This is a genomic window from Dokdonia sp. LLG6352-1, from assembly GCF_045055815.1.
GTDB lineage: Bacteria > Bacteroidota > Bacteroidia > Flavobacteriales > Flavobacteriaceae > Dokdonia > Dokdonia donghaensis.
In genome coordinates, this window is record NZ_CP159329.1 from 2,711,245 (window position 1) to 2,724,857 (window position 13,613).

General features: G+C 36.9%; 17 protein-coding genes. 15 read left to right on the forward strand and 2 right to left on the reverse strand.

The genetic code is table 11. The annotated features are described in order from the left end of the window. Positions 1-14 precede the first annotated feature (14 nt). A complete protein-coding gene (locus tag ABVM49_RS12110) occupies positions 15-464 on the reverse strand; it encodes a KTSC domain-containing protein (protein WP_035324769.1) in 450 nt (149 codons plus the stop codon). A 260-nt stretch (positions 465-724) separates the two neighbouring features. On the opposite strand from ABVM49_RS12110, the gene ABVM49_RS12115 reads away from it, so the two are divergent. Next, positions 725-1,051, forward strand: a complete 327-nt coding sequence (locus ABVM49_RS12115) for a hypothetical protein (protein ID WP_038596828.1) — start codon at positions 725-727, stop codon at positions 1,049-1,051. Between the two features lie 177 nt (positions 1,052-1,228). Continuing rightward, entirely contained in the window at positions 1,229-1,558 is a 330-nt protein-coding gene (locus ABVM49_RS12120) for a hypothetical protein (protein ID WP_405202152.1), read from the forward strand. Between the two features lie 71 nt (positions 1,559-1,629). Here the strand turns inward: ABVM49_RS12120 and ABVM49_RS12125 are convergent, their stop codons facing one another. After that, positions 1,630-2,559 (reverse strand): EamA family transporter, encoded by a 930-nt coding sequence (locus ABVM49_RS12125; RefSeq protein WP_405202153.1) that lies wholly within the window; start codon positions 2,557-2,559, stop codon positions 1,630-1,632. Between the two features lie 133 nt (positions 2,560-2,692). On the opposite strand from ABVM49_RS12125, the gene ABVM49_RS12130 reads away from it, so the two are divergent. The 13 genes from ABVM49_RS12130 (at position 2,693) to ABVM49_RS12190 (ending at position 13,606) form a co-directional block, all read left to right on the forward strand. After that, on the forward strand, positions 2,693-3,265 hold the full coding sequence (locus ABVM49_RS12130) for a Crp/Fnr family transcriptional regulator (RefSeq protein ID WP_038600752.1): 573 nt from the start codon (positions 2,693-2,695) through the stop codon (positions 3,263-3,265). Between the two features lie 53 nt (positions 3,266-3,318). Then, positions 3,319-4,074 carry an acyl-CoA desaturase gene (locus ABVM49_RS12135; protein ID WP_405202154.1) on the forward strand — a complete coding sequence of 252 codons (756 nt, stop codon included), beginning with the start codon at positions 3,319-3,321 and terminating at the stop codon, positions 4,072-4,074. A 562-nt stretch (positions 4,075-4,636) separates the two neighbouring features. Beyond that, complete coding sequence (locus ABVM49_RS12140; RefSeq protein ID WP_405202156.1) at positions 4,637-5,014, forward strand: CPCC family cysteine-rich protein; 378 nt, start codon at positions 4,637-4,639, stop codon at positions 5,012-5,014. Positions 5,015-5,518: 504 nt separating this feature from the next. After that, positions 5,519-5,746: a hypothetical protein gene (locus ABVM49_RS12145; RefSeq protein ID WP_405202157.1), complete on the forward strand. Its 228-nt coding sequence runs from the start codon at positions 5,519-5,521 to the stop codon at positions 5,744-5,746. 20 nt (positions 5,747-5,766) lie between these two features. Next, on the forward strand, positions 5,767-6,069 hold the full coding sequence (locus ABVM49_RS12150) for a hypothetical protein (RefSeq protein ID WP_405202158.1): 303 nt from the start codon (positions 5,767-5,769) through the stop codon (positions 6,067-6,069). A 585-nt stretch (positions 6,070-6,654) separates the two neighbouring features. Next, the gene (locus ABVM49_RS12155) at positions 6,655-7,209 is read left to right on the forward strand and encodes a hypothetical protein (protein ID WP_405202159.1); all 555 of its coding nucleotides are present in this window, start codon (positions 6,655-6,657) and stop codon (positions 7,207-7,209) included. Between the two features lie 616 nt (positions 7,210-7,825). Further along, the gene (locus ABVM49_RS12160) at positions 7,826-8,293 is read left to right on the forward strand and encodes a type II secretion system protein GspG (protein WP_405202160.1); all 468 of its coding nucleotides are present in this window, start codon (positions 7,826-7,828) and stop codon (positions 8,291-8,293) included. Between the two features lie 375 nt (positions 8,294-8,668). Next, positions 8,669-9,103 carry a CPCC family cysteine-rich protein gene (locus tag ABVM49_RS12165; RefSeq protein ID WP_405202161.1) on the forward strand — a complete coding sequence of 145 codons (435 nt, stop codon included), beginning with the start codon at positions 8,669-8,671 and terminating at the stop codon, positions 9,101-9,103. A gap of 494 nt (positions 9,104-9,597) precedes the next feature. Further along, positions 9,598-9,969: a hypothetical protein gene (locus ABVM49_RS12170; RefSeq protein ID WP_405202163.1), complete on the forward strand. Its 372-nt coding sequence runs from the start codon at positions 9,598-9,600 to the stop codon at positions 9,967-9,969. Between the two features lie 2 nt (positions 9,970-9,971). Beyond that, the gene (locus ABVM49_RS12175; protein WP_405202164.1) at positions 9,972-10,244 is read left to right on the forward strand and encodes a hypothetical protein; all 273 of its coding nucleotides are present in this window, start codon (positions 9,972-9,974) and stop codon (positions 10,242-10,244) included. Between the two features lie 470 nt (positions 10,245-10,714). Beyond that, complete coding sequence (locus ABVM49_RS12180) at positions 10,715-11,107, forward strand: hypothetical protein (RefSeq protein ID WP_405202165.1); 393 nt, start codon at positions 10,715-10,717, stop codon at positions 11,105-11,107. Positions 11,108-11,236: 129 nt separating this feature from the next. Next, positions 11,237-11,608 carry a DUF2200 domain-containing protein gene (locus ABVM49_RS12185; RefSeq protein ID WP_405202166.1) on the forward strand — a complete coding sequence of 124 codons (372 nt, stop codon included), beginning with the start codon at positions 11,237-11,239 and terminating at the stop codon, positions 11,606-11,608. A gap of 534 nt (positions 11,609-12,142) precedes the next feature. Beyond that, on the forward strand, positions 12,143-13,606 hold the full coding sequence (locus tag ABVM49_RS12190) for an arginine decarboxylase (protein WP_405202168.1): 1,464 nt from the start codon (positions 12,143-12,145) through the stop codon (positions 13,604-13,606). Positions 13,607-13,613: the final 7 nt, after the last annotated feature.

The window sequence follows — 13,613 nt, forward strand, 5'->3', positions numbered from 1 at the left end:
TGATGTTGCCTTAATTATGCTTCTTGTAAGTGTCTTTTTGACTTACGGTAATTATGCTTAGGGTAAATACTACGTTTTGCAAAACGGTTAAGATTACCTGCATTAATCATTTTAATATACGTCTTTTTTGTCACCCCAAAGTACTCGTAAGTAGTACCATCTGTAAAAGTTACCTCAAGTAGTAAACCTTTATGCTGGTAATCTGCAATGGCTGCATTAGTTATGGTTTCTGTATATGCTTCAAGATTTGCCTCCTTAGTCTCTGGCGCCATACTTACTAGAAAGTGGTAACCATCTATGATGCGACGGCTTTGTATCTCTGCCTCCTCTTGTTTTGGGTCTCCAGCTTGAAACTTATCTGGATGCCACTCTTTTACAAGATTTCTATAGCTCTTTTTGAGCATTTTAAGATCTATTTCTTTCTCAACTCCAAAGAGTTTTTTGTATTCATTTATACGCTTCATAATCAGGGCTTTTATCAGTGCGCGAAAGTACGCCTAATTAATGGTTTAATTAGAACCTTATGTAAAAGAAAACTTCTTATAAAAAGGCTTGCTCTTGAGATCCAAACCATAGATCTCTTACGTATTACTTATACCAGCATAGTATACCCTATAGCGTAGTAGTGCAAAAGTTAAACAATTTATAAAATGCTGACTATTAGATTTTTATTAACACTTTAGATTTTATTTTTATGATGTTCAAAAGAAAAAAACCAAACGCTATGATCCAATCAAACAACAACATTGTAAGAAGTCTCAATAATCTTATAGAGTACTCTACAGATTTTCGCTTTAAGCGCAGAGCAAACTTTAAGCAGTTGCACACGGCTATTATAAAGAATCACTTTAACGCTTCATCAGTGGTGCTTGATGTAGAAAAAGGAACCGTTTTACTAGGTATAGATATGCTAGAACGAGGTGCCGAGGTTGAAATCACGTTTAACAGCCTTGAGAAGTTTTTAAAGTCTTGCATACGTGAGACAGAAGAAAACATTTCGTTTTATAAAAACATCTTGCATTATTATGCAATGACAGAGGCTGTTGCCTAGTAGTTTTTTTGATACGCTTTCGCGAAAGCGTACTCATATCCACCATAAACAGTATATCTTAAAACAGTGAGTGATTTTACTAAAAGTGTATTAATAAAATACTAATATCGTGGTAGCCGGAGGTATTTTAATACAGATAACTTATATTTAGTAAGCAACCTAAAAACAAGCTATACTATGAACAATAACACAAAAGGAATACTAGGTTTACTTGCAGTAGCTGCGGGTGCCCTAGGTTTATATAAGTACAATAAATTATCACCAGAAGAGAAAGCCGCGCTTAAAGACAAGGCAAAAAGAGCTGGAGACACGCTCAAGGAAACATATAATGATGTAGAAGAGCAAGTGTCTGAAAAGCTCACGAGTTTAAAAAATGCGCTTGACAAAGAACTCTCAAAGGCTAATAAAACTACAAACCGCAGAGCCGCTCATCCAGATGATATAGAAGATGCTACTATTGTAGACGCAAAAGAAGCACTAGATAAAGGTGAGACCACCTTTGTATAATTAGACATAGCGATATAAAAAAGTCCCGATATAACTCGGGACTTTTTTATGCGTTACAAATACCTTAAACGCTAGCCTCTACCTCTACGCCAGGGCTTTCTTAGGGTTGTTTTGTCATTTTTCTTCACACTGTTTATAAAATAAACACCGCTTAGAAGTACTACGGCAGCAATCATAGATTGTAAGGTGACCTGCTCATCAAGAAAATACCACCCTAAAAATAATGCAACCACTGGATTTACATAAGCAGAGGTAGCAACCTTCTCTGTAGATACCTTTTTAAGGAGATAATTAAAAGATGTAAAGGCGGCAATCCCTCCAAAAATCACGAGACACACCATAGAGAATTGTGCACGTGTACTCCAGGAGTTTGGAAAGCTCCAAGGTTCATTAATCACAAAGCTTGCTGTCCATAAAAGTATACCGGCGCTTACCATTTGGTAACCCGTTGTTATAAAAAAGTTTTTAGGAAGATCTGCTTTAGCCACAAAGAGGCTCCCTATGCTCCAGCTTAAAATACAGGTAAAAATCATCCCTATACCGAGTGCAGCTCCTTCTTGCATTGCAATCTCACGTTGTGATACTAGTAAATACATCCCTATGAGACCGAGTACAACACCTACAATAGATTTAGGTTTTAGACCCTTTTTCTGAGTAATTCTCATCAATAGAAGTATGGATAAAGGTTGTAGTGCAGCAAGCAATGCGGCAAAACCGCTATCTACATAGTTAAGTGCCCATACAAATACACCATTACCATAGACTAAAAAAAAGAATCCTGCCAGTACAGAATTGCGTAATTGCTTAGGAGTAATCTTAAGTGACTTGCCTGTAATTTTTGCTATAAAAAAGATAAGAAGGCCTGCCGTGGTAAATCGTAAACCAGCAAGCATAAAGGCAGGAGCCTCACTTACCACAATCTTGTTCCATAGATAAGTAGAGCCCCAAAAGACGTAAATAGAGAAAAAAGCCAGTATAATTAAGTAGGTTTCTTTTTTCATAATGATTGCAATTATTATACGTTTTTTAAGGCCGTACGAACTTAGTTATAATAAAACAATAGTAAAACATCTTTAGATAACGATTTTAAAGAGGTTGTTGAGTAGTATCTTTGTAAAGCAAATTTGTAAAGCATTGACAGAGATACGTAATTATATAAATAAATTTTCACCCGTTTCAGACAGTGATTGGGAGCTCTTTAGTTCAAAGCTAAAAGAGCGTACTTTTAAGAAAAAGGACATCATACACAAAGCTGGTGTGGTAGAAAATTATATCTCATTTATCACCTCTGGTACAGTAAGACTGTTTATACCTAAACCAAAGACAGAAAAGGAAATTACCTTTGGCTTTTGTTTTGAAAATCAGTTTGTAAGTGCTTATGACTCATTCTTGCTTCAAAAACCTTCTGAGCACGCCGTACAAGCACTCTCTAATACAAGTATGCTTAGTATCTCTTATAACGATCTTCAAGAAATTTACAATAAAACAGCCATAGGCAACCTTATAGGTAGACTCACTGCCGAAAATCTATTTATTACTAAGTCAAAAAGGCTACAATCGCTTCTTGATCAAACGGCAGAAGAGCGTTACCTCAGTATTTTTAAAGAGCGCCCACAACTTCTCAAGGAGATATCTCTCAAGTACATAAGCTCTTACATAGGTGTAACGCCTCAAGCACTTAGCCGCATACGCAAGCGCATTAGTTAATGTAGGTTCATTGTGCGAGTTTGCTCACCAGAGTACCTTTGCATAAAAAAGAAATGCTTATTCTCCTCTTTGTAATCGTAATGTGGTACAGTGGCCTGTTTTTTCAGTCATTTTTTCTACATAGATATGCGGCACACCAAACATTTACAATGTCAAAAACAGCCGAAAAAATAACCTTTGTACTAACCTGGATTTTTCAAGGGCCTAGTTACCTGAGTGCCTATGGCTATGGTATTATGCATAGAATGCACCACGCCTATACAGATACAGATAAGGACCCACACTCCCCTAGTTATGATGAAAATCCATTTGCTATGATGTGGAAAACAAAAAATATCTACCAAGACATTAATAACGACCGAGTTGAAGTAGATGCAAAGTTTAAAAAGAACGTCCCACAATGGAAACGTTTTGATGCTTTTGCCAGTTCTCGTTTCTCTAGATTGCTTTGGGGTGCATTGTATATTGCCTTTTTTGCTGTATTTGCAACCGCTTGGTGGCAATGGCTATTTTTACCTGTAGTGCTAGCTATGGCTCCTATACACGGTGTCATCATTAACTGGTTTGGACATATTTTAGGTTACCGAAACTTTAAAACTAAAGATACTTCTAAGAACCTCTTTCGCTTTGACTTCTTGATGATGGGAGAAGGATATCACAACAATCATCACAAGTTTGGGTCTAGACCTAACTTTGGAGGTGTGCGTTGGTATGAGATAGATGTAACCTATCTTATAATGCGTTTTTTACATCGTATTAACCTTATCCAGATGAAACCCATTAAAATAGATGTGCAAAGACATCGCTAATTTTTTAAAAAGCTCAGATTGATATTTCTTTCTGAGCTTTACTAATTTTGGAGAGATATATCCTTTGCAAAACGAGCGGTTAGCGTCTGTTTTGTCATCATTTGTTATTTTGTCACGAGACGGTTTAAATGCACAAAAGTCTAGCACCCTGAGATGATTATTTCTTCACTTTGAAGTGTAACTTACTTAATTCCGCTTTCGCGAAAGGGTATTGCTCCTTGTTACACGCATAAATGGCAGAGATGTATTATAACTCAAATCTCCTAGGGTTTTAAAGCTCCCACCCTACTCAATCAGCCGCCACTTTGTGCCTTCCTCTCGGTCGTTCCTCTCTCGTCGGAGGCAGGTTTGAAAGCTCTATGCGCGGCGTACAAATCCAAAATTCATTGTATATTTAGTCCAAACCAATCAAGACCACAAAGTAAAGCAAACCAGCAAAGCTTGTACTGAGCCTGTCGAAGTATGCCGCACTCGTTTTATGTAGTGGCCTGTTGTAGGCAATTAAAATGAAAAATTTAATTTCAATATTATTGCTTGGCTCATTTTCGGATGCAATAGCTCTGTGAAGAAATCAGAGGACACTTTTGACCAAGAGTTTGAAGAGACCTTTAAAGACGAATTAAAAGAACTTGAAGAAATGGAGAAATCGGGCGATTGGAAAAAGGTTAAACCAAACGGTAACGAACTTCAATGTCCTTGCTGCGACTACTTCACATTAGGAGAAAAAGGTGGATATGAAATTTGTCCAATCTGCTTTTGGGAAGACGATGGGATTGATTTAGAAGACTTAGACGCACATTCAGGACCCAATCATATAACCTTAAGAGAAGGACGTTTGAATTTTGAGAAATATGGTGTGTGTGATTCAACAATGGTCAAAAATGTAATATCTGAAGATCAGAGAAAGAACTTCAAATTTGACAAAAGAATAATAAAATAACTGCCTACAACAATGGCTATAAAGCATAGGCCTAACCAACCAAACCGTTCCTACGCTTCATAGCCGGAACGTGACGGCTGATTGCCCAAGGGCTCGCAGTTCACGATAAAATAAGCCACACAAAAGGCAGTTGCATATTTGGTGATTACCGCAATCGTATGGCTACGCTTCAAAATCGGTTTAAGAGCGATTGTAAGGGCTATAATCGAGGATCTGGTACAAATAGATCATAGAGCAAATCTCCTAGGATTTTAAAGCTCCCACCCTACTCAATCAGCCGCCACCTTGTGCCTTCCTCTCGGTCGTTCCTCACTCGTCGGATGCAAGAACTATTACATAACGCGTCCCTAAGTATATCGGGATTTGAAAGCGCTATGCGCGGCGACAGATTCACAAATAAGTGTATATTTAAACAATCAATTAAAAAACAAAAAACAGGCACACCAGCAAAATACCGCACTCGCTTTATGTAGTGGCCTGTTGTGCTTCATTATAAATCACCAAATGACAAGAATTCAATTCATAGAGTTTTTAGAAGAGTTTAGAAAAGAATTAAAGGAGAATAAATCTGAATGGGAGAATAGAACTCTAGAGGACTTTCTAGAAGCAATGCAAGCTTATACATCCGATGTTCAAGGTTTTTACGACAATATGAAAATGGACATAAATGCAGATGAACCATCTTGGGAGAACTTCAAAACAATACTGAAAGGAGCTTCAATCTATGAGTAGTTTTCAAAATAAATCAAAAATTGGAACGAGATAATATAGTACTAATTGAAATAGATAAATCAGGTCGACTCCATTTGAGGCCTGAAAAGTCAAGATTTACGCTCATCTATAGGTCTGCAACCGAAGTGCATTGGGACAATATCAGAAAAACTCTGTACGCCCCTAAACCAACGGACTGGAGTTATTTAGAATGGTATTTACATATTTCGGGAGTAGTTAAAACTGAATGTTCGGTTATACTCGAATTGACCGACAAAACGGAATGGGTAAATATCGGAGATGAATTGCGAACGGAAATAACGAAAGCACAACAAAACCTATAAACAATACGGGCTTAGGTTTTAAACGCTAAGGTCTGTGTATATTTATAATGTCGCGAAATCTTTGGGATTTCGCTTTGACAAAAAAAAGAAAAAACAAAACCAAAAGATTTCGCTAGTGAATGGCGGAAAGCAAAAGCTAGTTTGCTCCCGTACTGTTCTTAGCTCAACCGTTGGCGGCTGATTGCCCAAGGGCTCGCAGTTCACGATAAAATAAGCAACACAAAAGGCAGTTGCATACTTGGTAATTACCGCAATCGTATGGCTACGCTTCAAAATCGGTTTGAGAGCGATTGTAAAGGCTATAATTAAGGATCTGGCACAGATGGATCATAGAGCAAATCTGCTAGGATTTTAAAGCTCCCACCCTACTCAATCACCCGCCACCTTGTGCCTTCCTCTCGGGTGTTCCTCTCGTGGGATTCAGGCTTGAAAGCTATATGCGCGGCGACAGATTCACAAATAAGTGTATATTTAGACAATCAATGAAAAAACAAAAAACAGGCACACCAGCAATCCCGATAGCTATCGGGAGCCGCACTCGCTTTATGTAGTGGCCTGTTGCCAACAATTTAAAAAAACTTCAAATTGAAAAAAATAATCGGAATTTTATTGCCAATTTTATTTCTGACTTCCTGTGTGAATTCGAAAGAATCTGAAATTGAAAATCCAAACGAAATTTGGACAGAATCTGAACTTGTTGAACTGAACTCACTAGTAGCTGAATTTGACAGAATTCTTATATCTGAATACAAATCTGAATCTAAAACAAAAGCGTATGTGGAATTTTCAAATAGTGTTTTTAATGATATGGCTATTCCAGATTTAAAAGAATATGATAAAATTAGCTCTGACGCAAAAAAACTAAAAGTATTTGATAAAATATGGCAGACTAATACAGACTCTATTACTAACAAAGACTATTTTAACTTAAAATATAATAGCAATTACCAAAAGTATTTAAAAGCCATAGGAGAAAACTCTGAATTGATAAAAGACTATGCTGATAAATTTGAAAATTGGGGAGATATTGCGCCTTCAGTAATCGGTGGTTATTCAAGGAATATAGAAAAAATTGATTTGAACAATAAAACCAATAGACTGATTTTTGCAATTCACTATATAACTTTAATTAATCGATAAAAAACTGTTGGCAACAACGTTTATAATTAATGGCTAGTTCAAGCTTACTTACGAAAATCCTCACGGATTTTCTATTCGGTTTTTATTTGCAAAGTTAAGTGCCAACCCACGCCACTAATCATACACAAAACCGTGACGGCTGATTGCCCAAGGGCTCGCAGTTCACGATAAAATAAGCTTCACAAAAGGTAGTTGCATACTTGGTAATTACCGCAATCGTATGGCTACGCTTCAAAATCGGTTTTAGAGCGATTGTAAGAGCTATAATCAAGAATCTTGTACAGAATCATCATAGAGCAAATCTGCTAGGATTTTAAAGCTCACACCCTACTCAATGAGCCGCCACCTTGTGCCTTCCTCTCGGTCGTTCCTCTCTCGTCGGATGCAAGAACTATTACATAACGCGAATTTATGCCTTCCTCTCGCTACGCTCGTCGGAGGCAGGTTTGAAAGCTCTATGCGCGGCGCACAAATCCAAAATTCATTGTATATTTATTGTAAACAAATCAAGACCACAAAGTAAAGCAAACCAGCAAAGCTTGTACTGAGCTTGTCGAAGTATGCCGCACTCGCTTTATGTAGTGGCCTGTTGTAGCATATTTACCAAAACAACCGAATGATTGAATTAATACTATCGACTTTAGCAGAATTTGGACTCATTCGAGAAGATTTTAAACATCATAGAAGAATCTCGAAAATGGAAAAATCTGATGGAAAGAAACGACCTTTCCAAAGATATTTTCTACAGCCGAGTTCAATTATGGTTATTTCTGTTTTAGTCATTGGGGGGTTAAGTGCTATTCTGTTTTTTACTTATCAAAGAAAGTCTGTGTTTCCTGAAAAAACAAAACAAGAAATATCGGAAATGAGTGACAGAATGGATAATTGGAACGAAAATTTAGGAACATACCCAACGGAACTGAATGAATTAATCGGAAATAGTCCTTTAAGACAAGATTGGAAAAAAGATGCTTGGAATCGAGAATATAAATTAAAGGTTATGGAAAATGGAAAAAGATTTATTATTACATCTGCTGGTTCTGATGGAAAATTTGGAACTGAAGATGATATTAAATCGGATTAATAAAAAACGTCTGGTAACAAAGAACTGAGTTAAAAAACAAGCCTACTTCGGCTACGCTCAGTACAAGCTTTTAAGCTAATTTTCATCATAGGGTCTTCCTATTTTTATAATGGCAAAGGCTTGTTTTAAGAGCTTGTTTCCCAATGCGATGAGGGTTAATTACTCCTACCTAACTAGTGTTATTCTTTCGCGAAAGCGTATTTCTCACAATTAATTTTCAAACCGCTGTGCGAGGCGCTTAAATCCACAGATAAGCGTATATTTAGACAATCAATTAATAAACATATATATACAGGCTAACCAGCAAAGCTTGTACTGAGCTTGTCAAAGTATGCCGCACTCACTTTATGTATTGGCCTGTTGTAGGCATTTAAAATGAAGAATTTAATTTCAATATTATTGCTTGGTCTCATTTTCGGATGCAATACCTCTGTGAAGAAATCAGAGGACACTTTTGACCAAGAGTTTGAAGAGACCTTTAAAGACGAATTAAAAGAACTTGAAGAAATGGAGAAATCGGGCGATTGGAAAAAGGTTAAACCAAACGGTAACGAACTTCAATGTCCTTGCTGCGACTACTTCACATTAGGAGAAAAAGGTGGATATGAAATTTGTCCAATCTGCTTTTGGGAAGACGATGGGATTGATTTAGAAGACTTAGACGCACATTCAGGACCCAATCATATAACCTTAAGAGAAGGACGTTTGAATTTTGAGAAATATGGTGTGTGTGATTCAACAATGGTCAAAAATGTAATATCTGAAGATCAGAGAAAGAACTTCAAATTTGACAAAAGAATAATAAAATAACTGCCTACAACAATGGCTATAAAGCATAGGCCTAACCAACCAAACCGTTCCTACGCTTCATAGCCGGAACGTGGCAGCTGATTGCCCAAGGGCTCGCAGTTCACGACAAAATAAGCTACACAAAAGGCAGTTGCATACTTGATTATTACCGCAATCGTATGGCTACGCTTCAAAATCGGTTTAAGAGCGATTGTAAGAGCAATAATCAAGAATCTGGCACAGATGGATCATAGAGCAAATCTGCTAGGATTTTAAAGCTCCCACCCTACTCAATCAGCCGCCACCTTGTGCCTTACTCTCGGTCGTTCCTCTCTCGTCGGATGCAAGAACTATTACATAACGTGTCCCTAAGTATATCGGGATTTGAAAGCGCTATGCGCGGCGACAGATTCACAAATAAGTGTATATTTAAACAATCAATTAAAAAACAAATAAATACAGGCTATCCAGCAAAATGCCGCACTCGCTTTATGTAGTGGCCTGTTGCCCACAATATGAAAAAACTGCTTGCATTAATATTAATTTTTACTTTAAACTCTTGTTTTTTCTACAAAAAGGATGGGATTGAAATGAAAATCAAAAATGACTCAAGCGAACCGATAGCAAATGTGGAATTTACAACGACTGAAAAACTGGAAGTAATAAAAATTGACCGAATTGAACCGAATGAAAGCGTCACGGAATTTTTATCGATGCGTAAAAACAAATCTGACGGAGCTTACTCTCTGACTTTTACTCGTGCGAGTGGAAAAAAGGAAATTAGTGGTGGAGGATATTACACGAATGGAGGTTCACTTGACCATTGGGTTGACTTTATCGTAGAGAATGACACGATAATAGTAAAATTTGATGCACCAATTTATTGAGAATGAAACAAGTGAAAAAGTGGACAATTTTAAGAGTTTATTTTCTTATCTATTTAGTTTGTTGCATAATTTACACAATTGCTAAATGGAAAATATTGTCATATGAAGAAGGTTGGGGAGTTGTAGCTATGGTTGGGTTAATGTCATTAGGTCTCGTTGGCTTATTAGCTGACTTTATTCTGACACTAATTATTAAGAACAAAATAATCTTAAACGGAATTGGAATATTAATAGCAATCGGATTTTCGATTTTGTTATGGATAGAATTAAAATAAAAATACTGTGGACAACAAAGAACTGAGTTAAAAAACAAGCCTTTTTAAGCTAATTTTGATCTATAATTTTCATCGTAGGGTCTTCCTGATTTTATGATGGCAAAGGCTTGTTTTAAGAGCTTGTTTGCTACTGCGATGAGGGTTAATTACTCCTAGCTGACTAGTGTTATTCTTTCGCGAAAGCGTATTTCTCACAATTAATTTTCAAACCGCTATGCGCGGCGTACAAATCCAAAATTCATTGTATATTTAGTCCAATCAAATCAAGACCACAAAGTGAAGTAAACCAGCAATCCCGATAGCTATCGGGAGCCGCACTCGCTTTATGTAGTGGCCTGTTGTACATAATGCTGAAAAAACTGAATTACATATCGATTTTCTTTCTGATTTTAATCAGTATTTCGTGTAAAAACGAAAAGAAAAATGACGGACTAAACTCAAGCACGGAACCGGAATTAAAAACTGATTCTATGAACGCTTACAACGAATTAGCTAATCCCGACAAAAAAGAAACGTTTACGATTTCGGAATATAATACCGACAATCCAGAAATTGAAAACATAAAACGACCTGAAAAAACAATCATACGGAATTTAGCAATTGACACGACCCAAGCTTTCGGAATTTGGACTCAAGACCCAAACGGACCTCACGCTGATTTTTGGTTAACCGCAAAGGATTTCCTTGTTGCGGACTACGATGGCGATGGACATATGCCATACATTTTGGACGGAAATAAAATCACGATATTTTATAATGACTTTGTTCAAAAAGGAACAATAACTTCAACAGAAAATGACACGCTAAAAATTAAATGGGCTGACTTTGACGTTGATACCAAATATGTGAAATTTGAAAACTAAAAAAGCACTATGTACAACAAAGAACTGAGTTAAAAACAACTCTACCTCAATTACACTCAGTACATCATCACATCTTCATCGCTATCTGTAAATAATTGTATATTTAGGTTCATTAATATACACAACACTATGAAAGTTACTGCCGCCAAAGAAGATAAGGTTGCACAAATGATATTTGCATCCATATACCCACTTTACTGGAATAGACTAGAAAAAAATGGTCGTACCAGGGAGGAGTTTCATCAAGTTATAGAATGGTTTACCGGTTATAATGAGTCACAATTACAGTCACTTATAGACGAGAAAGTGACATTTCAAACCTTTTTTAAAGAAGCAACCATTCACCCTAACGCACATCTCATAAAAGGCGTTGTATGCGGTTACCGCATTGAGGAGATAGATGATGAGTTTGAACTTTACAGGCAGTGCCGGCAGATGGAAAAGCTTATAGACGAGCTGGCAAAAGGTCGCAAGATGGACAAGATATTAAGAACGTCTTAATAGGTACATCGCATCCCTAAACACATTTTTACTACTTATTATGTACTCCAGAGGTATAATGGTATTAAGTACGCTTTCGCGAAAGCGTAATCACACTACATTAAGATCTTTTAAGTCTAGAATATAACATACTTGAGTAATAATTACCACCTTAAACGCCAAATCAAACTATTGTTATTCAGTTAGTTAAAAATAATTTTAAAATTTTTACAAAAAAGTTTTTTGATTTGTTTTTTTCACTATGTTTACCGCATAATTCGAGCATAGTTAAATCGAATTGTCATAACGATGAAATCTTTTTTCATATTCGGGCTTAGAAGGATAAGGAAGTCTACTTCGAAAGCTGCTCTAGGGATAGAGACCCGAATTTTTAGGCTGACTTCTGAAATCATTACTACCCTTACTTCATTAAAGCTTCTAAGCTTTGATCCTTATACGGTATTCATTTTCCGCATCTGAATGTACTAGAAGATCACTCCACTGCCCTATTATCACTGGGCCCACATCTCTATTTACATATTTTACAACTTTATAATGAAGACAAAATACTTTGATCTTATTGATCAAACTTTTGATTTTCCGCAGGAAGAGTTCACCCTAAAAACAAATGAGCTCCAGTTCCACGGGATTGATTTAATGGCACTTATAAAAGAACACGATGCACCACTTAAGTTTACATACCTACCTAAAATCTCTGATAATATAAACAGGGCAAAAACCTGGTTTGCAGCTGCTATAAAAGAACATAACTACGCCGGTAGTTATAATTACTGCTATTGTACTAAGAGTTCGCATTTTAAGCACGTGCTAGACGAGGCTTTAAAAAATGATATCCATATCGAGACATCCTCTGCTTTTGATATAGATATTGTAGAAAATCTCAAGGCACAGGGCAAGATCAATGATGACACCTTTGTCATTAGCAACGGTTTTAAACGTGACCAATATGTTCAAAACATTGCGCGTCTCATAAACAATGGTCATAAAAACTGTATCACTGTTATAGATAATTATGAAGAGATCACCCTGCTAAGTGATGCTATAGATGGTAATTATAACATAGGTATACGTATCGCCTCAGAAGAGGAACCTAAGTTTGAATTTTACACCTCTCGTTTAGGTCTGGGTTATAAAAACATTGTGCCCTTTTTTAATAAAGAGATAAAGGATAACCCTAAGGTGACCCTTAAGATGCTGCACTTTTTTATAAATACGGGCATACGTGACACCGCATACTACTGGAACGAGCTTCTTAAATGTATGAAGGTGTATGTCTCTCTTAAAAAGGTATGCCCATCACTAGATAGCCTTAACATAGGTGGTGGTTTTCCTATAAAAAACTCACTCGCCTTTGACTATGATTATGCATATATGGTGAGCGAGATTATAGGCCAGATTAAGCAAACTTGTGATGAGGCGGGCGTAGCGGTGCCTCACATTTTTACAGAGTTCGGCAGTTTTACCGTAGGAGAAAGTGGCGGTGCGATTTACCAAGTGCTATATCAAAAACAACAGAATGATCGCGAAAAGTGGAATATGATAAACTCATCATTTATCACCACCATACCAGATACCTGGGCGATTAATAAACGTTTTGTAATGCTTGCCATAAACGGCTGGCAAAAGGAATATGAGCGCGTTTTACTAGGTGGTCTTACCTGTGATAGTGATGATTATTATAACAGTGAGCAGCATATGAACGGGATTTATCTACCTAAGTACAATAAGGATAAACCGCTGTATATAGGCTTTTTTAATACGGGTGCTTATCAAGAAAGTATAGGCGGTTTTGGCGGGTTACAACACTGCCTCATCCCTACCCCAAAACACGTTTTGATAGATCGTGATGAAAATGGTAAGCTGGTAACTAGCGTTTTTGCAGAGCAGCAAACCTCTGAGCAACTACTATCCATTTTGGGATATGATTATGGGGTTAATGACGCTTTCGCGAAAGCGGAATCAAAAACTGCCTCACAAACCGAAAAAACAGTAAACTAACACAAGT

What these genes read in the sequence shown, in the direction of transcription:
- ABVM49_RS12110 (WP_035324769.1), bottom strand. Translation starts at nt 464, where the DNA reads ATGAAGCGTATAAATGAATACAAAAAACTCTTTGGAGTTGAGAAAGAA.
- ABVM49_RS12115 (WP_038596828.1), top strand. Translation starts at nt 725, where the DNA reads ATGATCCAATCAAACAACAACATTGTAAGAAGTCTCAATAATCTTATA.
- ABVM49_RS12120 (WP_405202152.1), top strand. Translation starts at nt 1,229, where the DNA reads ATGAACAATAACACAAAAGGAATACTAGGTTTACTTGCAGTAGCTGCG.
- ABVM49_RS12125 (WP_405202153.1), bottom strand. Translation starts at nt 2,559, where the DNA reads ATGAAAAAAGAAACCTACTTAATTATACTGGCTTTTTTCTCTATTTAC.
- ABVM49_RS12135 (WP_405202154.1), top strand. Translation starts at nt 3,319, where the DNA reads ATGCTTATTCTCCTCTTTGTAATCGTAATGTGGTACAGTGGCCTGTTT.
- ABVM49_RS12145 (WP_405202157.1), top strand. Translation starts at nt 5,519, where the DNA reads ATGACAAGAATTCAATTCATAGAGTTTTTAGAAGAGTTTAGAAAAGAA.
- ABVM49_RS12160 (WP_405202160.1), top strand. Translation starts at nt 7,826, where the DNA reads ATGATTGAATTAATACTATCGACTTTAGCAGAATTTGGACTCATTCGA.
- ABVM49_RS12165 (WP_405202161.1), top strand. Translation starts at nt 8,669, where the DNA reads ATGAAGAATTTAATTTCAATATTATTGCTTGGTCTCATTTTCGGATGC.
- ABVM49_RS12170 (WP_405202163.1), top strand. Translation starts at nt 9,598, where the DNA reads ATGAAAAAACTGCTTGCATTAATATTAATTTTTACTTTAAACTCTTGT.
- ABVM49_RS12175 (WP_405202164.1), top strand. Translation starts at nt 9,972, where the DNA reads ATGAAACAAGTGAAAAAGTGGACAATTTTAAGAGTTTATTTTCTTATC.
- ABVM49_RS12180 (WP_405202165.1), top strand. Translation starts at nt 10,715, where the DNA reads ATGAACGCTTACAACGAATTAGCTAATCCCGACAAAAAAGAAACGTTT.
- ABVM49_RS12185 (WP_405202166.1), top strand. Translation starts at nt 11,237, where the DNA reads ATGAAAGTTACTGCCGCCAAAGAAGATAAGGTTGCACAAATGATATTT.
- ABVM49_RS12190 (WP_405202168.1), top strand. Translation starts at nt 12,143, where the DNA reads ATGAAGACAAAATACTTTGATCTTATTGATCAAACTTTTGATTTTCCG.